At 72.1% G+C, this 20,016-nt stretch carries 20 protein-coding genes; 6 read left to right on the forward strand and 14 right to left on the reverse strand.

From position 1 onward, the window contains the following. The first annotated feature begins 185 nt into the window (after positions 1–185). Positions 186–611, forward strand: a complete 426-nt coding sequence (locus ACZ63J_RS02060) for an STAS domain-containing protein (protein ID WP_465407907.1) — start codon at positions 186–188, stop codon at positions 609–611. A 6-nt stretch (positions 612–617) separates the two neighbouring features. On the opposite strand, the gene ACZ63J_RS02065 is transcribed toward ACZ63J_RS02060, so the two are convergent. The 3 genes from ACZ63J_RS02065 to ACZ63J_RS02075 are packed head-to-tail and all read right to left on the reverse strand — an operon-like array spanning position 618 to position 1,529. Continuing rightward, complete coding sequence (locus ACZ63J_RS02065; protein ID WP_465407905.1) at positions 618–815, reverse strand: hypothetical protein; 198 nt, start codon at positions 813–815, stop codon at positions 618–620. Positions 816–852: 37 nt separating this feature from the next. Then, positions 853–1,182, reverse strand: a complete 330-nt coding sequence (locus ACZ63J_RS02070) for a hypothetical protein (RefSeq protein ID WP_465407903.1) — start codon at positions 1,180–1,182, stop codon at positions 853–855. Beyond that, the gene (locus ACZ63J_RS02075; protein WP_465407901.1) at positions 1,179–1,529 is read right to left on the reverse strand and encodes a hypothetical protein; all 351 of its coding nucleotides are present in this window, start codon (positions 1,527–1,529) and stop codon (positions 1,179–1,181) included. The genes ACZ63J_RS02070 and ACZ63J_RS02075 overlap by 4 nt, the downstream gene beginning before the upstream one ends. Before the next feature lie 59 nt (positions 1,530–1,588). Here ACZ63J_RS02075 and ACZ63J_RS02080 point away from each other — a divergent pair, with 59 nt between their 5' ends. Beyond that, a complete protein-coding gene (locus ACZ63J_RS02080) occupies positions 1,589–2,266 on the forward strand; it encodes a TetR/AcrR family transcriptional regulator (protein ID WP_465407899.1) in 678 nt (225 codons plus the stop codon). Between the two features lie 13 nt (positions 2,267–2,279). Here the strand turns inward: ACZ63J_RS02080 and ACZ63J_RS02085 are convergent, their stop codons facing one another. Then, positions 2,280–3,542, reverse strand: a complete 1,263-nt coding sequence (locus ACZ63J_RS02085) for a low temperature requirement protein A (protein ID WP_465407897.1) — start codon at positions 3,540–3,542, stop codon at positions 2,280–2,282. Positions 3,543–4,024: 482 nt separating this feature from the next. On the opposite strand from ACZ63J_RS02085, the gene ACZ63J_RS02090 reads away from it, so the two are divergent. The 4 genes from ACZ63J_RS02090 to ACZ63J_RS02105 are packed head-to-tail and all read left to right on the forward strand — an operon-like array spanning position 4,025 to position 8,641. Next, complete coding sequence (locus ACZ63J_RS02090; protein ID WP_465407895.1) at positions 4,025–6,982, forward strand: sensor histidine kinase; 2,958 nt, start codon at positions 4,025–4,027, stop codon at positions 6,980–6,982. Then, on the forward strand, positions 6,979–7,476 hold the full coding sequence (locus ACZ63J_RS02095; RefSeq protein ID WP_465339244.1) for a roadblock/LC7 domain-containing protein: 498 nt from the start codon (positions 6,979–6,981) through the stop codon (positions 7,474–7,476). Before ACZ63J_RS02090 ends, ACZ63J_RS02095 begins: the two co-directional genes overlap by 4 nt. Next, positions 7,473–7,865, forward strand: coding sequence for a DUF742 domain-containing protein (locus ACZ63J_RS02100; protein WP_465407893.1), 393 nt, complete (start codon positions 7,473–7,475; stop codon positions 7,863–7,865). The genes ACZ63J_RS02095 and ACZ63J_RS02100 overlap by 4 nt, the downstream gene beginning before the upstream one ends. Positions 7,866–7,876: 11 nt before the next feature. Next, complete coding sequence (locus ACZ63J_RS02105) at positions 7,877–8,641, forward strand: MHYT domain-containing protein (protein WP_465407891.1); 765 nt, start codon at positions 7,877–7,879, stop codon at positions 8,639–8,641. Here the strand turns inward: ACZ63J_RS02105 and ACZ63J_RS02110 are convergent. The 10 genes from ACZ63J_RS02110 to ACZ63J_RS02155 all read right to left on the reverse strand — a co-directional run bounded on the left by ACZ63J_RS02110 (position 8,631) and on the right by ACZ63J_RS02155 (position 19,909). After that, the gene (locus ACZ63J_RS02110; RefSeq protein ID WP_465407889.1) at positions 8,631–8,891 is read right to left on the reverse strand and encodes a hypothetical protein; all 261 of its coding nucleotides are present in this window, start codon (positions 8,889–8,891) and stop codon (positions 8,631–8,633) included. The two genes, ACZ63J_RS02105 and ACZ63J_RS02110, sit on opposite strands and share 11 nt — an antisense overlap. A gap of 9 nt (positions 8,892–8,900) precedes the next feature. Then, the gene (locus ACZ63J_RS02115; RefSeq protein WP_465407887.1) at positions 8,901–11,285 is read right to left on the reverse strand and encodes a DUF7617 domain-containing protein; all 2,385 of its coding nucleotides are present in this window, start codon (positions 11,283–11,285) and stop codon (positions 8,901–8,903) included. 302 nt (positions 11,286–11,587) lie between these two features. Then, complete coding sequence (locus ACZ63J_RS02120; RefSeq protein WP_465407884.1) at positions 11,588–12,286, reverse strand: GntR family transcriptional regulator; 699 nt, start codon at positions 12,284–12,286, stop codon at positions 11,588–11,590. A gap of 119 nt (positions 12,287–12,405) precedes the next feature. After that, positions 12,406–13,905 carry a beta-N-acetylhexosaminidase gene (locus tag ACZ63J_RS02125; protein WP_465407882.1) on the reverse strand — a complete coding sequence of 500 codons (1,500 nt, stop codon included), beginning with the start codon at positions 13,903–13,905 and terminating at the stop codon, positions 12,406–12,408. Continuing rightward, positions 13,905–14,723: a carbohydrate ABC transporter permease gene (locus tag ACZ63J_RS02130; protein ID WP_465407880.1), complete on the reverse strand. Its 819-nt coding sequence runs from the start codon at positions 14,721–14,723 to the stop codon at positions 13,905–13,907. Before ACZ63J_RS02130 ends, ACZ63J_RS02125 begins: the two co-directional genes overlap by 1 nt. Next, complete coding sequence (locus tag ACZ63J_RS02135) at positions 14,720–15,661, reverse strand: carbohydrate ABC transporter permease (protein WP_465407878.1); 942 nt, start codon at positions 15,659–15,661, stop codon at positions 14,720–14,722. The genes ACZ63J_RS02130 and ACZ63J_RS02135 overlap by 4 nt, the downstream gene beginning before the upstream one ends. A gap of 72 nt (positions 15,662–15,733) precedes the next feature. Beyond that, on the reverse strand, positions 15,734–17,032 hold the full coding sequence (locus tag ACZ63J_RS02140) for an extracellular solute-binding protein (protein WP_465407876.1): 1,299 nt from the start codon (positions 17,030–17,032) through the stop codon (positions 15,734–15,736). Positions 17,033–17,121: 89 nt separating this feature from the next. After that, positions 17,122–18,282, reverse strand: a complete 1,161-nt coding sequence (locus ACZ63J_RS02145) for a carbohydrate-binding protein (RefSeq protein WP_465404554.1) — start codon at positions 18,280–18,282, stop codon at positions 17,122–17,124. A gap of 294 nt (positions 18,283–18,576) precedes the next feature. Next, on the reverse strand, positions 18,577–19,464 hold the full coding sequence (locus ACZ63J_RS02150) for a hypothetical protein (protein ID WP_465404556.1): 888 nt from the start codon (positions 19,462–19,464) through the stop codon (positions 18,577–18,579). Then, positions 19,457–19,909: a peptidase inhibitor family I36 protein gene (locus ACZ63J_RS02155; RefSeq protein ID WP_465404558.1), complete on the reverse strand. Its 453-nt coding sequence runs from the start codon at positions 19,907–19,909 to the stop codon at positions 19,457–19,459. Before ACZ63J_RS02155 ends, ACZ63J_RS02150 begins: the two co-directional genes overlap by 8 nt. Between the last annotated feature and the right edge of the window lie 107 nt (positions 19,910–20,016).

Consider the following 20,016-nt stretch of genomic DNA (forward strand, 5'->3'; position numbering starts at 1 on the left):
GGCCGGGCGGGCCGCGTGCGGGCGTGCCGGGTTCGGCCGTTGGCGGGGTTGCGCCGTTTGGATCAAAGGCTAGGCTGCGAAGTGGCGGCTGGGCTCCGAAAGCCGCTCCCCCTCCGACTTGCCAGCGTTCGAGTGGGCCGGTGCGGCCCGCTCGTCACGTCATCAGAGAATGAAGGCGTGTATTGATGTTAGTCGTCCAGCCCCCCGCGACGGCGATCCCCGTAACGCCGTCGGCGCGTGTGCCGCGCAGTGCGTTCGACATCGAAGTGATCCGCCCGTACTTCGGCGCGGTGATGATCCGGATCCGCGGCGCCCTCGACGAAGACAGCGCTCCCCAGCTCCGCTCGGCGCTGAGCACGTGGGCGCACCGCCGGTTCCCCGTCCTGGTGCTCGACCTTTCCGCGGTCGACTTCCTCGACAGCGACGGGCTCGCCGTCCTCGGGGACATCCAGGCCCGGACCGTCCGGGAGAACGCCACCCTGCGGATCGTCCTCGGGGACAACCGCATCGTCCGGCGCGCACTCGCGGCCAGCGGGCTCGACCACGCGCTCAAGCTCAGCCGGCTGCCGTCCGGCTGGGAGCGCGCGACGGAGATCCCCAGCCAGAGCTGACTCCGGTCAGCGGGTCACCGGTTCACGCAGGCTGTCGATCGTCTCGCGGAGCGCGTCGTCGGTCGGCGTCGGCTCGATGCCGAACGCCGCCGTCGCGGCCGACGAGTCGAGGACGAACGGGCCGCGCAGCTGGTACTGCACCTCGACCATCTCCCGCGCCGCCGGGGTGAAGAGCCCGGCGAGCCGCAGGGCGACGGCGGGCATCGTCGTACTGTGCTGCTCGTTACCAACCCGACCACGGTCACGGCCGAATGGCTCTCGGAGGAACGGTTACCTGTCGTTCGAGGGTCGGCCTGCCTTTGGCCGGGTTGGTAACAGGGGCCGCCGGCGCGCCCGCGAGCTCGGCGGCGCGGATCGCGAGCCGGCGGACCGAGACCGCCGGCGCGGTCGGCACGTGCCACGGCCGTCCCCATGCCTGGCTGTCGGCCGTTCTCGTGCCCAGATGGTCCGACGTGCGCACCTCTGCTGTGCGGATCCGGCCGGCCTCGTGCGCGGCCGGCGCGTCGGCCCACAGCCGTGCGCGCACCTCGCCCTTCCTGGAGTTGGGGCGCATCGGCAGGTCTTCGGTCATCGGGCCGTCGACGGCGCCGCAGAGTTGCCCGGTGTCGCCGATCCCGGCCCGGTGGTTTCGACCTTCTCCAGGCGAGCCGCGCCGATCGGCGGCCAGTCGGTGGCAGGTCTCGCGCAGCTGTAGAGCGCGACGGCGCCTTCGGTGTGCTTGGTGAGCGCGGTGGCGTCGGCAACGTCCGTGGCGACCCGCTCGACGCCGTCCGGCGCTGGGCTGCCGCCGCAAGTGAGCAGGCGGACCTCGTCACGCCGAGCGGCGAGCAGGCGGGCGGTGGCCGAGCCTACGGGGACCGGCGCCGACAACACCGTGCATGGCCATGGGAACGTCTTCGCGACGAAGTGAGAGAACACTGTTCTCGACTAAGAACACTGGTCTCGTCGAGTTCGGGTGCTCTCCGGCTGTGCCGCCCATGTCCGCCTCGTCGCTGCGCGCCCGGGTCCGCTCGGAAATGCACCAGGAGATCAAGGAGGTCGCCCGCCGGCACCTCGCCGCCCAGGGCGCGAACCTCTCGCTGCGCGCCGTCGCGAGGGACATGGGGATCGTCGCTTCCGCGCTGTACCGGTACTTCCCGAGCCGCGACGCCCTGCTGACGGAGCTGATCATCGACGCCTACGAAGGCCTGGGCACCGCGGCGACCGACGCCGAAGCGGCGGTCCCGCGCGAAGACCTGCGCGGCCGGTGGCTCGCGCTCGGCGGCGCGGTCCGGTCCTGGGCGCTCGCGCACCCCGCGGAGTACGGCCTGCTCTACGGAAACCCCGTGCCGGGCTACGCGGCCCCGCAGGAAACCGTGGCCCCGGCGGCCAAAGTCGTCCTCGCGCTCGCCGCCATCGCGGCCGAAGCGCCGGGCGAAGTGCCCGACGGGTCGCCGATCCCGGCCCCGGTCCGCGCCGACCTGCGCCTGCTGATCGAGGCGCAGTCCGGCGGGCTGTCGGAGGAACGGCTGGACCGCGTGTGCGTCGCGTGGACGCACCTGTTCGGCCTGGTCAACTTCGAGGTCTTCGGCCGGCTCGACGACCTCATCCAGGCGCGGGCCGAGTACTTCACCCATCACATGGCCCTGCTGGCCGACCTCACCGGCCTGCCCTGACGGCGCCGGGGCGTCAGTGGCGCCCTTCGGCGAGGCGCTGCAGGAACTCCAGCGGGTTCTCGCCGAAACGGTCGAGCGCCCGGTGCCGGATCGCCGACGACGCGGCGGCGGCGCCGACCCCCCAGACGGCGATCATCGCGACCACCGCGGGCGCCGGCAGCACCCGGTCCAGGAGGGCGAGGCACACCGTCGCCGCGAGCGCCACGATCCGCGCCACGCCCAGGTACCAGCGCCGGGGGCCCGCCGTGAAGACCCCGGTGCCGCCCAGGTAGATCGTCAGCCCGATGGTGGTGAACCACGACGCGGCGTGCGGCGGGGACTCGTGCAGCGACAGGTTCACCCCGGCCGCGACGAGCACGAGCGCGAAGGCGGGCGCCAGGTGGCCGGTCGCGTAGAGCGAGTACGCGAGCGCGGGGTTGCCGCCGGAGACGTCGAGCATGCGTTCGTTGAACTCCGCGGCCGAGGTGAAGTACACCCACCACAGCGCGCCGGCCAGGACCAGCCCGCCCGCCATGGCGAGCCAGTAGCCGGTGTCGTCGGCCGGGCGCTCGAGCGCCGCCGTGCCGACGGTGATCACCAGCTCGCCGAGCAGCAGGATCATGAAGAGCCCGAAGCGCTCGGCGAGGTGGGCCGAGTCGACCGCGAAGCCCGGGTCGCGCGGCGGGGCGAACATCTCCCGCATCCGCGCCGCCCGCGTCGGCCGCTCGCGGGGCTCGCCGCGCCGGCGTTCGGGATGGCCGCCGAGCAGCAGGAACCCCGCCTCCTGCAGCAGGGTGAACGCCCACAGGACGTAGACCCACGGCTGCGGGAGGAGCGTCGAGACGCCGAACAGGACGGCCGAAAACGTGTAACCCCAGCTGATCCGGCGCTGGTCGAGCCCGGGGCGGGCCGGCCACCGGTGCGCGGCCGCCAGGATCAGCCGGACCCCGGCCATGGCCGCCGCGAAGACCGCCGGGTGCCCGTCGAAGACGTGGTGGGCCTGGGTCGCGGCGATCGCGCACGGGATGGTGCCGGCGAGCACGAACAGCCGGTCGACGGCACTCCTGTCGTCACCGCGGCGGTTGTAGAGCACGGCGAAGCCGATCCACGTCCACCACAGCGTCGCGAACAGGCCCAGCGCCGCGCCGACCCGCGCCGGGTGCGGCTCGGCGACGATGCCGTGCGCCACCTGACCCACCGCGAACACGAACACGAGGTCGAAGTACAGCTCGACCCACCCGACCCGTTTGCCGTGCCCGGCCGTGTCGGTCTCCACCCCATCCGTCCCGTTCGTCACAGCGGTCGATTCTGCCGTCCGGCGCGCCAGCAGGCTCACCCGGGCGGCGCGGGAATTAATAACACACCATTCGAACAATGGCGGACTTCGCCACTGAATGTTCTCCGGCCCGGCCGCGGCAACTCCTGTGGGTAATTCTGCCGACCTTTGTCCTTTACTGCCCAGTAGGCCCTGGAGCTGGGCGAACACTCTTGTACGGTGTGCAAGCAGCGACCGTCGGAACACAATGCGTGAGCCGGGGAAAGAATTCAATACCGGCCCTTCGAAACGCCGATGCTTAGGGTTGACAAGGGCGCCGGGCGTGATGTTCTCTGCTGGTCGGCTCGATCAACGCCACGTCTTCCCCGGCTCGGGAGAGAGGCGATTCCACCGGTTCGGGAGCCGGTGCCCGGTTCGCTCGGACGTCCTTGGTCGGCTTGGGGTCTCCTCGTCCTGTCCGAGTTCGAAGTCAGCCGCACGGCTGGGAATCGAGCGGTTCCGCCATGCACGAAAGCAGGTCCACGGTCCGCCGCGCGGCGGACGCCGCGTGGTGGCCGGCCAACTGGAACGTCCGCACCAAGATCAGCGTCGTCCTGCTGTTGCCCGTCCTGGTCGCCGTGGCGCTCGCGGAGGTCCGGATCCAGGGTGAGCTCGACCGGGCCACCGAGCTCACCGCCGCGCGCGACCGGTTGCCGGTGCTGCGCGACACGATCGACCTGACCGGTTCGCTGGGCCAGGAGATGGTCGCCGCGGTCGCCGTCCCGGCCGGCGCGCCGGCCACGCTCACCGCCACCGTGGACGCGAAGGTGGCCGCGATCCAGCGCGACACGAGCTTCGCGCCGCTCCCGGGCGACGCCGGCCGGACGCTGAACACGGTGCTGGGCAAGCTCGCCGGGATCCGGGCGGCCGGGGCCGGCGTCGGCGACGTCCGCACCAAGGCCGCCGGCTACAACGACGTCATCGCCACCCTCGGCGACCTCGTGCCCACGCTCATCCCGGCCGACGTCGGGAGCGAGACCGCCGTCGGCACGGAAACCGCCCGGCTGCTGGTGCACCTGCGAGGCGAGCTCGCCACCGAAGAGACCTACGCGCGGGCGGCACAGGCCAGCCCGGACGACGCTTCGCTGCGCCCGGCCGTCGTGCGGACCGAGGCCGAGCAGGAGGTGCTCCGCGAACAGGCCGAGCACCAGCTGACGGGCGACCTGCTGGCCCGGTTCACCGCGGCGACGAGCTCCGCCGACGGCCGGCTCGACGCCGCCCAGAACCCGGGGAACAGCACGCTCGCGTCGTCCCTGCCCTCGATCACCGCCGAAGCCACCGGCGTCACGGCCGTGCTGAACGACGTCACGGCGAAGCTGTCTTCGAACGTGTCCCTGGCGGCGGACGACGCCCGCGCGGACTCACTGCGGGACACGGCCCTGGTCCTCGGCGCGCTGCTCGGCGCGCTCGCCATCGCCCTGCTGGTGGTGCGGTCGCTCGTCACGCCGGTGCGCCGGCTGCGCGCGGCGGCCCTGCGCGCGGCGCACGAACAGCTGCCGGAGACCGTCCGCCAGGTCCGGGACGGCACCGAGGTCGACTGGCGCGCGGTGCCCGCGGTCGGCATCCGGACCGAGGAGGAGATCGGGCAGCTGGCCCACGCCTTCGACGACATGCACCGCCAGGCCGTCCGGCTCGCCGTCGAGCAGGCCGACCTCCGCAAGCAGGTCAGCGAGATGTTCATGACGCTGTCACGGCGGAGCCAGTCGCTGGTCGAGCAGCAGCTGACGATCATCGAGGACCTCGAGGCGGGGGAGCAGGACCCGCACCGGCTCGACGAGCTGTTCCGGGTCGACCACATCGCCACCCGGCTGCGCCGCAACGGCGAGAACCTGCACGTGCTCGCCGGCGGCCGCCCGGTCCGGCACGGCCGCGAGCCGGTGCCCACGCGCGACCTGCTGCGGGCCGCGACCTCGGAGGTCAAGGACTACCGGCGCGTCGCGCTCGGCAACGCGCCACGCAGCTCGGTGCAGCCGGAAGCGGCCGCCGACGTCGTCCACATCCTCGCTGAGCTGCTGGAGAACGCGACGCGGTTCTCCCCGCCGGAGCACAAGGTGGCGCTCACCGCCGATCGTGGCGCCGACGGCGGCCTGCTGATCGAGGTCGTCGACCAGGGCCTCGGCATGACGGCCGCCGAGCTCGAGTCGGTCAACACCCGCCTCGCCGCGGCGGCGACGGTCGGCCCGGAGACGACCCGCCGGATGGGCCTGTTCGTGGTCGGCCGGCTCGCCGCGCTGCACGGCGTGACGGTCCGCCTGCGCGCAACCGGCCCGGGCACACGGCACCAGGGGGTCACGGCGAGCGTCCACGTGCCCGGCGCGCTGGTGATCGCCGACCTGGCCCGCCCGATCGGCGGCAGCCGGCTCGCGCTGGAGTCCGCGCACCGCAACGGACACGCGCGGCCCCCGGTGGTGCCGGCCCAGGCGTCGACGCCGATCTTCGAGCAGGTCGTGACGAGCTGGTTCACCGAGCCGGGCGCGAAGCCGGTGCTGCGGCGTAGTCCGGTGGAGTGGCCGCCCGCGAATGGGCACGCCGCCGCGGACTTCGACGGGGAGCCGGATGGTTCGGCGGAGGGAACGCCGAAGAACGGGCATGGAGCGGGAGAATCCGGCACGGATCGGGCTGGCTCGGCCGGTCGTCCAGCGGCGGAGTCCGGTGCGGATCGGGCTGTATCGGGCGGTCGTTCGGCGACGGAGCTCGGCGCGGATCGGGCGGCTTCGGCCGCGGATCGAGCCGCGTCGGCTGGTCGCTCGGCGGGAGACTCGGGCGCGGATCGAGCTGCGTCGGCTGGTCGCCCGCCGGGAGAGTCCGGTGCGGATCGAGCCGTCGCGGCTCGACGCCAAGCCGCCGCCGACTCTGCCGCCGCTTCGGGCGACCGGTCCTCGTCGGCCGAGTCCGCCGTCTCCGGAGAATTGGCCGACCCGGCCGCAGCTTCCCCGACTCCCAGCGACTCCGGCGTGTTCCCGGTCGCCGCCGGATCGTCGGACCCTTCCGGCGTGGCCGAGCCCGGCGGGATCCCGGGCGCCGACTGGCCGACCTCGATCCAGCGGCCCGTGGCGCCGCCGAACCGGTCCGCCTCGGCGGAACCCGGTGCGGCGAAACACGCGGCGAACGCCGAACTGCCCGCCGCGCGCGTCTCGGACTGGGGCGGCCCGGCCGAGCAGGCGCGCCAGGCCGCGGAAAACGCTCTCAAACCCGCGGTTCAGCAACTGACCGACGCCGGCCTGCCCACCCGGCGGCCCGGGGCCCAGCTCGCGCCCGGGGCGGCCCTGCCCCGCGCGCGGGGGCAGGCGAGCGGGGCGTTCCGCGACGCCACCGCCGTCCGCAACAGCTTGTCCCGGCACTACCAGGGCATGCGCGCGGCCCGGCAGCAGACCGCGGCCCGCGCCGAAGAATCCGGAGAGGACGGAGTGGAACCCCGATGACGGAACTTCCCGACGTGCATCTGCGACGCGAGGCGTCGGCGCGGAGCCACACCGGAACGCTGGCCTTCCCCGCACCGCCGCCGCCCGAACGGACGGCGACGCTGAACTGGCTGGTCAACGGGTTCGTCCAGGACGTCTCGGGGGTCGCGCACGCGGTGCTGGTGTCGGCCGACGGGCTGCTCGTGGCGGCCGACGACACCCTGCCGCGCGAGCGCGCCGACCAGCTGGCGGCCATCGCGGCCGGGCTGTCGAGCCTGTCGCTGGGCACCGCGGAGCTGTTCACCGCCGGCCGGGTGGTGCAGTCGGTGATCGAGATGGAGCAGGGTTTCCTGCTGCTGATGAGCGTGGGTGACGGCTCGAACCTGGTCGTCCTCGCCTCGACCGGCTGTGACATCGGGCTGGTCGGCTACGAGATGACCATGCTGGTCGAGCGGGTGGGGCAGAAGGTCGACGTGCCCGCGCGCGAGATGCCGGTGGCCCAGGACCGGCGGTGACCGGGTACGCGCCGCCCGGCCCGGACGAAGGGGAGCCGCGCCGCTGCCCGGCGCTGGCCCGCCCCTACGCCTGGACCGAAGGCCGGACGGCGCCGTCGGTGGAGATCGCGGTCGAAGCGCTCGTCGAGACCACGGCGGCCGGCCGCGCGGAGCTCGCCTACCAGTCGTCGAGCGCGTTCGCGCAGGTCACCGAGCTGTGCGTCCGGCCGCGGTCGCTGATGGAGATCGCCGCGCTGCTGGGACTGCCGCTCGGCGTGGTCCGCGTGCTCGTCTCGGACCTGATGGAGGAACGGCTGGTGATCGTCCGCGACACGCTGTCGGACACGTCCAGCTGGGGTGACCGCCACGACCTGATGGAGCGCGTGCTGCACGGCCTGCGCGACCTCTGAAAGGACTCACCATGGAGCACTTCGCGCTCGGGCACTGGCTGCTCGTGCTCGCCTATCTGACGTCGGTGGTCGGCTGCGCGCTCGGCCTCGCGTGCGCGGTGCAGGCGCGTCACGCGGCGAACGAGCGGCACCGCATCCGCTGGCTGGTGCTGGCGGCGATCTCGATCGGCGGGGTCGGCATCTGGCTGATGCACTTCGTGGCGATGCTCGGCTTCAGCACCCCGGGCATGCCGGTGCGCTACGACGTCTTCCGCACGGTGCTCTCGGCGTTGCTGTCGGTGGCGGCGGTGTTCGCCGGTTTGCTGGTGGTGGGCGGCCGCGCGAAGTTCGGCTGGTGGCGGCTGGCCCTCGGTGGCGTGATCACGGGACTGGCCGTGAATGTCATGCACTACACGGGAATGTCCGCCCTGCGCGTGAAGGGCGACTTCGGCTACGACGGTTTCCTGGTGGCGCTGTCGGTGGTGATCGCGGTGGTGGCGGCGACGGCGGCCCTGTGGTTCGCGGTGTTCCTCGACCGCCTGTCCCTGCGGCTGCTGGCCGGTTTCATCATGGCCGCGGCGGTCACGGGCATGCACTACACGGGCATGGCGGCGGTCCGCATGACCATGGACATGAGCGCCCCGGACCCGGCGGGCGTGGAGGTGTTCTCGTTTCTGTTCCCGGTGTTCGTCGTGGCGGCGATCGCGATGGCGGTCCCGCTGTGCGCGGTGCTGATGGCGCCGGCGGTGTCCCCGGAGACCGTGGCGGATTCAGCGGAAGAACCCGTCACGGTGTGAGCTGGTCGCGGAAGACGTGTTCGGCGAAGGAGACGGTCTTCCCGGCGGTCGGCAACCCGCGGAAGTCCGCGACGGGCGTGCAGTCGAACCGGATGCGGCACGCGACCCGGTCCGCGTCGCGCTCCAGGAGGGCTTGGAACTCGGCCACGCCCAAGGTCCGTCCGTTGTGGACGACCGGGTCGTGCGCGAAGTCCGGCAGGTCGGCTCGAACGGGAACGGCCCGCGGGGGAACTTCCCCGCGGGCCGTCACCTCAACCCCCTACAGGATGCACAGCAGCGAACACGCCTTCGCCGACGACCATCCGGTGTGCGACGGCGGAGTCCCCGGAGGAACGTTCACCGGCACGTAACTCACCTTCGCCTGGTTCGTGATCGGGAACAGGCTCAGCAACGCGTACGTCGAGCAGTACACCTGCTTCGCCTGGCCCGCCGCCAGCGTGAACGGACCCGTCTGACAGGACGGCTCCACGCTGTCCACGACCTGCGCCGACGTGATCCCGACCGGCCCGAGGTTCGTCACCGTGATCCGCCAGTACGCCGTCGCGTTGAGCAGGCCCAGCAGACCCACCCCCGCCTGCTTCGCCCACGGCCCGGCGCCACCCGGTCCGCACTTCGAAGCCGACGCAGACGTGCAGATCTCCTTCTCCACCTTGACGTTCGGCGTGCACGACGAGCCCGGCGCCACCGGCAGCGTCACCGTGTTCGACGTGAACGAACCAGTCGAATCCGTCCCGGTCGCCGTGTTCTCCACCGACGTCACCGCGCAGTCCGCCGCGATCGTCGTGCGGAAGCACAGCTGCGGCGCGTCCCCCGCGTAGTCGACGACCAGGCGGCCGCTGAAGCCGGTTCCGTTGTGCAGCACCAGTGTTGTCGTCACGGTGATCGACGGGTGCGCCGCCACCGACACGCCGGTCAGGTCGACCGAGCCGTCCGGGGCGAAGCCCGGCGTCGTGACCACCGCGTTGGCCTGGTCCACCACCGTGACCCGGGACGCCGCGAAGTCGACGTTCGCCGGGTCGACACCCGTCAGGCGCGCCGCCGTGTAGCCCTGGACGTGTGAACCGCCGTCGCAGTAGAAGTCACCCGGGCGCAGCGTCACCTGGCCGCCCGACCGGACGCACGGCGTCGCTCCCGTTGCCGGGTCCATCGAGAACAGCACGCCCGCGTCGCCGAGGCCGATGAGGCAGCCCGACGGCGGGTCGAACGTGTACCCGTAGTCCCGCGTGGCCACGCCGTGCGTGATCACGGCCGGCAGGCCCGCGCACGCCGATGCCGTCGTCCAGTCGTGGCACAGCGTCGCGCCCGGGTAGCCGCCGTTCCAGATGGGCAGGTAGCTGCGGACGTGGCCGCTCGGGTCGGTGACGACCTCCGGCGGGAAGACGTAGACCCCGCCCGTCAGCGAAGCCGGGCCGGCCGGCGCCGCCAGCGTCGACCCGTCGAGCGCGTAGCACGTCGTGACGTTCGTGCCGCCGGTCGTCGACGCGCACGCGCCGACCGCGTCGCCGGCCGTGTTGAAGGCCGTGTAGGCGTTGTAGTTGTAGTTCCCGGCCGGTCCCGTCGGCCTCGACGACGCCCAGCCGGCGCACGCCGTGGCCGTCGACGGGTCGAAGCAGCCCAGCGACGGCTGCTGCGCGGTGCCCGGGCTCGACGTCGACGTGAACACCTTGCCCGCCACCAGGGCCGGCGCGCCGTAGACGTACGGCTGGTTGGCGGCCGGCACGATCGGCGCGTACGGCTGGCCGCCGCAGGCGCTCTGGGAGGCGATGGTCCAGCAGACGACCGCGCCGCTGCTGACGACGCCGTAGAGGTTGGGGCCGCTCTGCACGAACCCGCCGATGCTGTTCACCGGCGGCGACCCACCGGTGGGGGCCAGCGCCCAGTACCCGCAGTTGGCCGCGGCCGCCATGTCGAGGCAGCCGACGCCGACCGACGCGGCCGTTACGGCGGGGTAGTAGACCTTCGCGGGCGTGGCGGGGTCGTGCACGTACTGCTCGACCATGGTGCTGGCGATGTCGCCGGCGCCCAGCGTGCCGAGCGGGCCCGGCGCGGTGTTGAGCACCTTCGGCCAGGTGCCGCCGGGGCAGCGCTGCCCGGTGGCGAGGTTGGTGCAGACGACCTTCGGCGACGTCGCGCCGAGGTGGTGGTAGATGTTCCAGGCCTGCAGGACGCCGCCCGGGGTGCGGTAGAGGATCGGCGAGAAGCCGTCGCCGCCGGTCGCGGTCGTCACCGCCTGCACGGGCGGGGTGAGCGCGGCGGACAACGACGTCGCGTCGGGTCCGGCGTCCGGGTTCGTCGCCCGAACGGCGGTGACGCCGGAAGCGGGTTCGGTGTCGGTGAAGGTGCTGCCGTCGGTGGACCACGACGGCGTCCAGCCCGGCGGCGCGTGGAGGGAACCGGACTGGAAGGCCTGGCCCGCGCCGACCGCGTCGGTGATGGCGGCGGCGCCGGTCCCGGTGGCGTGGTCCTCGTAGCCGACGACCCAGTTCGGGGTGGCACCGTGGGCGGCCGGGGATCCGGTGCCCTGCACGGACTTCGTCAGCGCCGAGACCGCGGCGGGCGCGGGGTCGGCGGTCGCGGGCAGCGGGGCGGCGGTGGCCGTCACGAGCACCAGGGGCAGGACCGCCCCCAGCATGCGTCTTCGCATGAATGGTCCTCGATTCCTTCGCGGTGGAGTTCCGGGAAACGTTTTCCCGGCCGAAGGAAAAGCCTAGGCCGCGGTTGCCGGGCGGTTGAAGTGCTCTCACTCGGGCGCCAGAAAGGCGAAGCCAACAGCGCAGTTTGTTATCACGTCGAAATGGCGGCGATCCGCCGTTTCGAGCCGGTTCCGGGGCACGGCCACCCGGATGTCGGCCCCGGTTCACTCGTTCGGGTAATGAGTGGAGGCTAAGAACCCCCGGGTCCGCGACCGGACGAAGAATTATTTTCCGGATGTGTTCCCGCGGCGCCTCAGCCCGATTCGGCGTCGAAGCGAAGTTTGGACGTGATGCGGTACCGGTCGCCGCGGTAGACCGAACGGGTCAGCTCGACCACGCGGCCCGTCGTGTCGCGCGTCAGCCGTTCGATGTGCAGGATCGGGGCGTACACGGCGATTTCGAGCAGCTCCGCCTGTTCCGGGTTGGTGACGGCGGGCTCGATGGTCTGCACGGCGTCCTGCACGGCGATCCCGAACCGCTCCCGCAGCAGCCGGTAGAAGTTGCCCGTCTCCAGCTCCACCGGCGACAGCCCGGGCACCAGCGACGCGGGCAGCGCGAGCTGCTCGATCGCGATCGGCTCGTCGTCGACGTGCCGGACCCGGGTGACGCGCAGCACCGGCGTCCCCGGCTCCAGCTCCAGGTCCGCGGCGAGGGACCGCGACGCCGGCGTGGTGCCGAACGCGACGACTCGGCTGGTCCAGTGCCCTTCCGCGGGCGGGACGGCCAGCACCGTCGCCAGCTCCTGGGTGACCTTCTGCGGGCTGGTGAACGTCCCGCGGCCGCGCTGGCGCACCAGCAGCCCGGTGCGGGTCAGCTCGTCGATGGCCGCGCGCACGGTCGGGCGTGAGACGCCCAGCTCGGCGGCCAGGTCCCGTTCCGACGCCAGCCCGGTGCCGGGGCCGGCGTTCTCGATCACCTTGAGCAGGTGCCGCCGGACCCGGTCGCGCTTCACGGTGGGCGGGCGGTCCGCCGGCTCGCCACCTTCTTTTCGGGGGCCCCGGGTGGCGGAGCCCCCGGCCTGGGGCGAAGCCCCGGATGGCTCAGCGGTCAAGGCACCGTCTTCCCGGATAGTCATAGCGCGCCGGCGAACCGGACCCGCTCCTTCGGCAGGGCGTCCAGGGCACGCAGCCGCTCGAGGTGGGCGGTGAGGCGCTGGTGGAACTCAGCATAACCGTGTTCGGGTGGCGACCACGCCCGTTCCGCCAGCGCGCACAGCCGCGGGAACGCCAGGTGACGCACGTGGTCGGGGGTCGGCGCGTGCTCGGTCCACAGCTGTGCTTGCGTGCCCAGGACCCCGGGCCCGGTCCCGTCGCTGACCGGCAGCCCGCCTTCGAGGGGGTCGAAGCGGTAGACGTCCTCGAGCGTCGTCACGGGCTCGCGCGGGGGCTCGCCGGGGTCCTCGCTCTGCCGGTAGTCGAAGTAGGTCGACGTGTGCGGCGCCATGACGACCTGGTGGCCGCGGGCCACGGCGAGCGCGCCGTGCGCGGCGTCGCGCCAGGCGGTGACGACCAGCTCCGGCGGGAGCCGGCCCGCCGCGTGCCCGGTCTCGTCCCAGCACACCGCCTGGCGCCCCAGGTCCGCGAGCACGCGGTGCAGCTCACCGAGGAACCACGGGTGCAGCTCGGCGGTGTCGCGCAGCCCGAGCCGCGCCGCCCGCTCGAGGGCCGCGGGGTTCGTCTCCCACTGCGTCGTGGGGCACTCGTCCCCGCCGATGTGCAGGTGCCGGGCCGGGAAGACGTCCGCGACCTGCGTGAACACCTCGCGGCAGAAGGCGAGCGCGCCGTCGTGGACGCCGAGGATGTCCGGGCTGATGCCCCACTCCGTCCACACCGGCAGCCGCACGTCGGGCCGGTTGCCCAGCTCGGGGTAGGCGGCCAGCGCGGCGCGCACGTGCCCGGGCAGGTCGATCTCCGGCACGACCTCCACCCCCCGGTCGGCGGCGAAGGCGACGAGGTCGCGCAGCTCGCGCCGGGTGTAGAAACCGCCGTGCGGGACACCGTCGAAGACCCCGCTGCCGGCGGCGCCGACCATCGACTCGCTGCGCCACGCGCCGATCTCGGTCAGCCGCGGCCTGCCGTCGATCTCGATCCGCCAGCCCTGGTCGTCGGTGAGGTGCAGGTGCAGGACGTTGTACTTGTGCAACGCCAGCAGGTCGACGAACTCGCGCAGGAACTCCGTCGGCAGGTAGTGCCGGGCGACGTCGAGCAGCACCCCGCGCCAGGGCAGCCGGGGCGCGTCGCGGACGTGCACGCAGGGCAGCCGCGGCGGGCCGTGCAGCGGCACCAGCTGCCGGATGGTCTGCACGCCGTTGCGCAGGCCCGCTTCGGTGGCCGCGGTGAGCAGCGCGCCCACCGGCGTGACGTCGAGCTCGTACTCCTCCGAGCCGAACCCGTTGTCCGGCACCAGGTTAACGCGGATCGACGGTCCACTGGGGAGGGTCGGCCGGCGCAGGTAGCCGGCCAGCAGGCGGCCCGCGTCCTCGGCGCCGTCGCTCGCGAGGACCCGCAGGCCACCGGCGGGCAGGAAGGAGCCGGGGCGGCGGACGAGCCGCACGGGGTGGGGGATGATCATCAGCCCTTCACCGCGCCCGCGGTCATGCCCTCGACCAGGTGGCGCTGCACGAGTGCGAAGAAGACGACGACGGGCAGCGCGAACAGCGTCGACGCGGCGATGAGGCCGCCGTAGTCGGTCCCGGTGCTGGTGCTGAACGACACCAGCCAGACCGGCAGCGTGTAGCCCGAGCTGTCCTTCATGATCACGTAGGCGAACAGGAAGTCGTTCCACGCGGTGATGAACGCGAACACACTCGTCGCGATCAGCCCGGGCAGCACGAGCGGCAGCAGCACCGACCGCATCACCCGGGCCCGCGTCGCGCCGTCGACCATCGCCGCCTCCTCCAGTGCGACCGGGATGCCGTGCAGGAACCCGCGCAACGTCCAGATCGTGAACGGCAGCACGAGCGCCACATACGTGAGGATCAGCCCGAAGAGCGTGTCGAGCAGGTGGGCGCTCTTGAGGCCGAGGAACAGCGGGATCACCAGAGCGGGCACCGGCACCATCTGCAGCACCAGCACACCGATGAGGAAGCTGCGGCGCCCGAAGAACCGGAAGCGCGTCAACGCCGTCGCGGCCAGGAAGGCGACCACGATGGACAGTGCGACCACCGCGACGACGACCACGACGCTGTTGACGAGGTCCTGCACGAAACCCGGCTTGGCGAGGGCGTCGGCGAAGTTGGCCAGGGTGATGTCGAAGGGCAGGAAGTCCGGGGTGGGGCTGAGGATGGCGCCCGCGGGCTTGAACGCGGTGAGCACCATCCAGTAGACCGGGAAGATCCACACCAGGCAGAAGAGAGCGGCCACGGTGTTGCGACCGGCGCGGCGGATCACAGGTCCTCCCCGGAGCGGACGAGCCGCCGCACGTACATCGCGGTCATCGCGACCAGCAGCAGGACCGAGACGACCGCGATCGCCGCGCCCTGGCCGAAGTCGTTGCGGCTGAAGGCGCGGGTGAACGTCCAGATGCCCAGTGTCGTGGTGCCGTCGTTCGGGCCGCCCTGGGTGAGGATCCAGATCTGGTTGAACACGGTGAAGTCCCAGATCACCGAGAGGATCGTGACCAGGCCGAAGATCGGGCGCAGGAAAGGGAAGGTGATCGTGCGGTGGACCCGCCACGGCCGGGCGCCGTCGAGCGCGGCCGCTTCGTAGTAGGAGCGCGGGATCTGGGCCAGGCCCGCATACAGCGTGAGCGCGACGAACGGGACCGACTGCCACACGACGAGCAGCCAGACGAGCGTGAACGCCGACGCCGGCGTGGTCGTCCAGTCGCGCTGGGTGAAGTCCCCGAGACCGGTCTGGGTGAGCAGCCAGTTCACCACGCCGTAGCCGGGCTGGAAGAGCCACTGCCAGACCAGAGTGGACGCCACGTTCGGCAACGCCCAGGCGGCGATCAGGCACATCGTGACGGCCGTGCGCATGCCCTTTCCCAGTCGCTGCAACAGGAGCGCGACGAAGAAGCCGATCACGAGCGTGCCGGTGACGAGCGCCGCGCAGAACCCGACGCTGCGCGCGAGGACCGGGAGCAGCTGGTCGTCCCCGAGCACTTCGGCGTAGTTGTCCCAGCCGGCGAAGGTGGTGGTGCCGGTGAACAGCGACCGCAGGCCGTAGTCCTGCAGCGAGATGACCACGAGCCGGACCAGGGGATACCCCAGGACGAGCCCGAGCAGCGCGGTCGCGGGCAGCAGCAGGCCGTAGGGCAGCAGCGACCTGCGACGGCGGGGCGCGGCCGGTCTGCTTCGGACGGTCACGCGGGCTTTCTCGAGGACCACCAACGGGAACTCCTTCGCGAAGGGGCGGGGCGGCCCGGAGGGGGACGGCAGTCGGCCGGGCCACCCCGCCGGTCAGTGGGCGTTGAGGGCCTCGGTCAGGTGGGCGTCGAAGTCCCGGGCGGCGTCGGCGATCGGCCGGCGTCCGGTCGCGATGTCGGCGAAGAAGGTGTTGATGGACTTGTCGCTTTCGATGGTCGCCCAGCCGGGGGCGGCGGGGGTCGCGACGCTGGACTTCGCCGCGGTCGCGAAGGCGGCGTTCAGCGGCGGCAGGGTGGCGGTGACCTCGTCGATCAGCTGGGTCGAGATCGGCGTCCAGCCGTCGATGCCGACGATCGCCTCGCGCTGCACGGCCGGGTCGGCCGCCGCCTTGAGATAGGCGAGGGCGAGGTCCTGGTTGCGGCTCTTGGCCGCGACGGCCAGGTCCGACCCGCCGAGGAACACCGGCTGCGTCTTCCCGGGGGTGGCGCTGGGGAACGGGAAGGTGCCGAGGCGGTCCTTCAGCTCGGGCTTGTTCTTGACCACGGTGTTGACGCTCGTGTCGAGGATGGCGCCGGCGCCGCCGGCGGAGAAGATCGCGGCCTGGTCAGGCGCCTTCGTGTCGACGTTGCGGGACGCCGGGGAGGAGTAGGCGGCCTGGAAGTCCTTCCACGCCTGCAGGCCCTTGAGCGCCTCGGGGCTTTCGAGCGCGCCGGCCCACTTCCCGTCCTTCTCGGTGGCGAGCTGCCCGCCGGCGTCCCAGACGAACTGGAGGGCGCCGTACCAGTACTTGCCGGGGAAGTGGAAGGTCGAGTAGTCCGCGGCGGGGTGTTTCGCCTTGACCTTGTCGAGGGCGGCGGTCAGCTCGGCGAAGGTCTTCGGCGCGGCCGTGACGCCGGCGTCGGCCCAGACCTGCTTGTCGTAGATGACCGCCCGGTTGCCCGCGAAGAGGGGAGCGGCGTAGACCTTGCCGTCCACAGTGGCCGGTCCGGCGAGCCCGGGCAGCCAGGTCTGGCCGGCGGCGAGCTCGTCCTTGCGAGCGGTGAGGTCGGTGAGCGCGCCGTTGGCGGCGAAGAGTGGGACGTCGGTATTGCCGATCTCGATGACGTCCGGGGTGTTGTCCTGGGCGAGCGCCGTGCTGATCTTCGTGTTGATGTTGTCCCATTCCTGGATCTGCACGGTGACCTTGGCGCCGGTGGCCTTCTCGAAGGCGGCGTTGATCGCCGCGGTGGCCTTGTCGCTTAGGTCGCCGTTCATCAGCCAGACGGTCAGCTGGCCGCCTTTCCCGTCCGGCGCGTTCGGCGCGTTCTGCGCGGCGGGAGCGGAGTCGGTGCCACAGGCGGCGGCGGTCACGGCGGTGACGGCCAGTGCGGCGGCGAGGATGCGTCTGCGCATGGAGGTTCCCGGGGGAGTGAGAGGTGGGTGGGGAGGTGGCCGCGGCCCGGGCTGGTCCCTGGCGCCCGGGCCGCGGCCGGTCCGCGGGGTCAGCAGTGGCCGAGGTCGGCCCACTGCGCGGTGAGGCCCGGCTCGGAGCCCTGCGTCCACCAGTTGGCCTGCCACAGGTGGGCGTTGTGCTTCACCCGCTGCCCGCCGAGGTACACCGTGCCCCAGTCCCACTCCGCCGCCGTCGAGCAGTTGGCGGGCTGGGTCGGGGTGGTCGGCGTGGTGGGCGTGGTCGGTGTCGTGGGGGCGGTCGGGGTCGTCGGCGTGGTGCAGCCGTTGACCGTGTCCACATGGGACGTCCCGGCGGTCCGGTACTGCCCGGCCTTCGCGACGGCGTCGGCCGGCGAGACGACCTGGTTGCCCGCGTAGTACGTCCAGTCGACCTGTTCGGTGTAGACGCTGTTCCCGCTCGTGTGGCCCGCGGTGTCGATGAACCACATGTTGTAGTTGATCGACATCGGCGTCCGCGGGTACACCGGGTTGCCCTGGGCGTCGGTCGTGTGGTCGGCCGTCTGCACGCCGTCGATGAAGTACTTCACGTGCCCGCCGGAGACCTGCGTGACGATGTCGTGCCAGCCGGCCATGCTGCGGTTCTGCGCGGTGGACGTGCGCAGGCCGTCCCAGGTCGGGCTGTTCCAGTACGTGTACCAGCTGGTTTGGTAGTTGGCCTGCGAGCCGCCCCAGCCGCCGTTGGGCAGGTATTCGGAGAAGTCGAGCTCGCTGTAGAGCGGGTCGCGGTCGTACCGCAGCGGCGAGATCGTGAAGTACGTTTCGTTGACGTGGTCGCCGTCGGTGCCGCTGTCGGGCGCGTCGGTGAAGCGGACCCGGCTGGCGTAGGTGCCGTCGAAGAACCGCAGCTGGTTTTGGTAGAGCTCGGCGTGCGTGGTGCCCGCCGCGCTGCCGTCGGTGGTGGCGGTCAGCTGCGCGACGCGCTCGCCGTTCGCCGTCGGGAAGCTGATGTTGCTCGTGAGCCACCGCGCGCCGGGCACGCCGGGGCTGCCGACGTCGTTGCGGGTGGTCCAGCCGGCGCCGCCGAACGCGGGGTCGGTGGGGGAGCTGTAGTGGAAGTCGTCGAACAGGACGCCGCAGTCGGCGGCGGCGGCGGGGCTGGCGGCGGCCCCGCCGGAGAGGACCATGGCGGTGGCGGCCACGGTCGCGAGGCTGGTCAGGGCGGCGGTGGTGGTCCGGATTCTGCGGGACATGGGTCTCCTCCTACGGGGATGCGGGGAGCGCCGATTGGTCTAGACGAATCAGGTGGCGAGGACTCTCCTCCTGACCATTGGTAAAGTCAAGAAGCCGCCGAAACTTACCTTTGGTAATTTTTGGAGGGCTGCGATCCCGGGGAGGCTTTGGAGGCGGCCGCGCTCTGCCTCGATGGCTGCGTTCGGGTCGACCGCCGGGTCGCGCACGACCTGCTGCGCCCGTCCGGACCGGCCGTCACGACCTACCGGCGGGGCGCGCGAACTGGAGTCCTGATGCGACTGTCCGTTGTGGACTCAGCCGTTGATCCCGCGTGCGACCGTGAGCTGCTTTTCCTTGTGCTGCTGCTCGCGAGCGAGGTCTCCGGCATAGGGCCGGCTGAGTACGTCTTGGACGGCGCGCTCGACCCCGACCCACGTCGGGACCCACCCGACCTGCTGCTTGCACCGCACGTCCTGGGTGGCGACGGCGATCTCGTGCGCGGAGGCGCGGCCCGAGCTGAAGGCGGGATCGTTGACGGCGGCGTCCGGGCCGGCGTAGCGGAACCCGGCCGCGGCCATGCACTGCGACCACTTCGCGGCGGCCGCGGCCACCGGCGGGGTGGTCCCGGTGATCTCGTGGCTGCGGCCACTCAGCCCGAACCCGACCGGCTCCTGGCCGGGCTTCGCGTCGGGCGCGAGCGTCCGGTCGGCCTCACCGGCACAGCCTCCGGCCGGAACGGCCCGGCCACCGACGTCCCCAGTAGCCGTACCGGTGATCACGGCGACGACCTCTGGCGACGGCCGTGGGGTCGGCGCCGCGGGCGGTTTGGTGAAGACCGACGGGTCGCGGTAGCCGAAGGCGGCGGCCTCACCGGCATCGACGAGCCCGTGCCGCCGCGGCTTGGCGGCGTCCCGGACGGGATCAACGGGGGCGAACGCGAAGGTGATCCCGTGGGCGGCGAGGCATCGTTCGACGAGGGTGGTGCGCGCCTTGATGACCTCGAGCTCCTCGACCGGCGTCAGCAGCGACCGGTCGAGGGGAAGGTCGAGGCCGCGCACGGTCGAGAAGTCGGCGGGCACTTTCGCGAGTGCGGCGCCGAGATCGAACTCGGGTGTGGCGGCGGGCGCCGCCGCGCAACCAGCGAGGGCGAGAAGCGCGATGGCGGCCAGATATCGGCCGGGAGCGACGACCGTCCTAGCCATGGTCCTGGTCGCGCTTGGCGCAGTCGCCGAAGATCGCCGGCGCGGAAGGCCACTTGAAGCTGGCGTTGTTGTTCTTCATGGTCGCGGTGAAGTTCCCCCCGCTGAACGCGGCGAACGACTGCGACGCGACGCTGCCGTTGCAGCCGCTGTTGTAGTAGACGGTCGCGGTCCACTCGGCGTTGTTGACCACCGAGGCGGCGTTGTTCTTGACCTGCACGCCGCGGCCGTTGGTGCCGCCGTACCGGAACAGCTCGTTTTCGAGGTTGCCGTCCGAGTAGGCGTAGGAGGCGTGGGCGCCTTGGTAGTTGCTGTTGAAGTAGAAGCAGAAGTAGAGGTCGGGGCAGTCGTGGAGGGTCGCGGCAGAGGCGGCCGGAGCCGCGAGGGCGGTTCCGGTGAGGGCGGTGACGAGGGTGGTGAGGCCGATCAGTGCCCGTGTCGCGCGCATGAGTCTCCCAATCGCCGGGGGTGGCGTCTCCGGCCAGCCGGGACGGCCGCCGCTCGCCCGGTTCACTGCCGGGAGGGGAGACGGTTTATCGGGAGGTGCGGGGTTCA

The sequence above is a fragment of the Amycolatopsis sp. NPDC104863 genome, assembly GCF_055582965.1.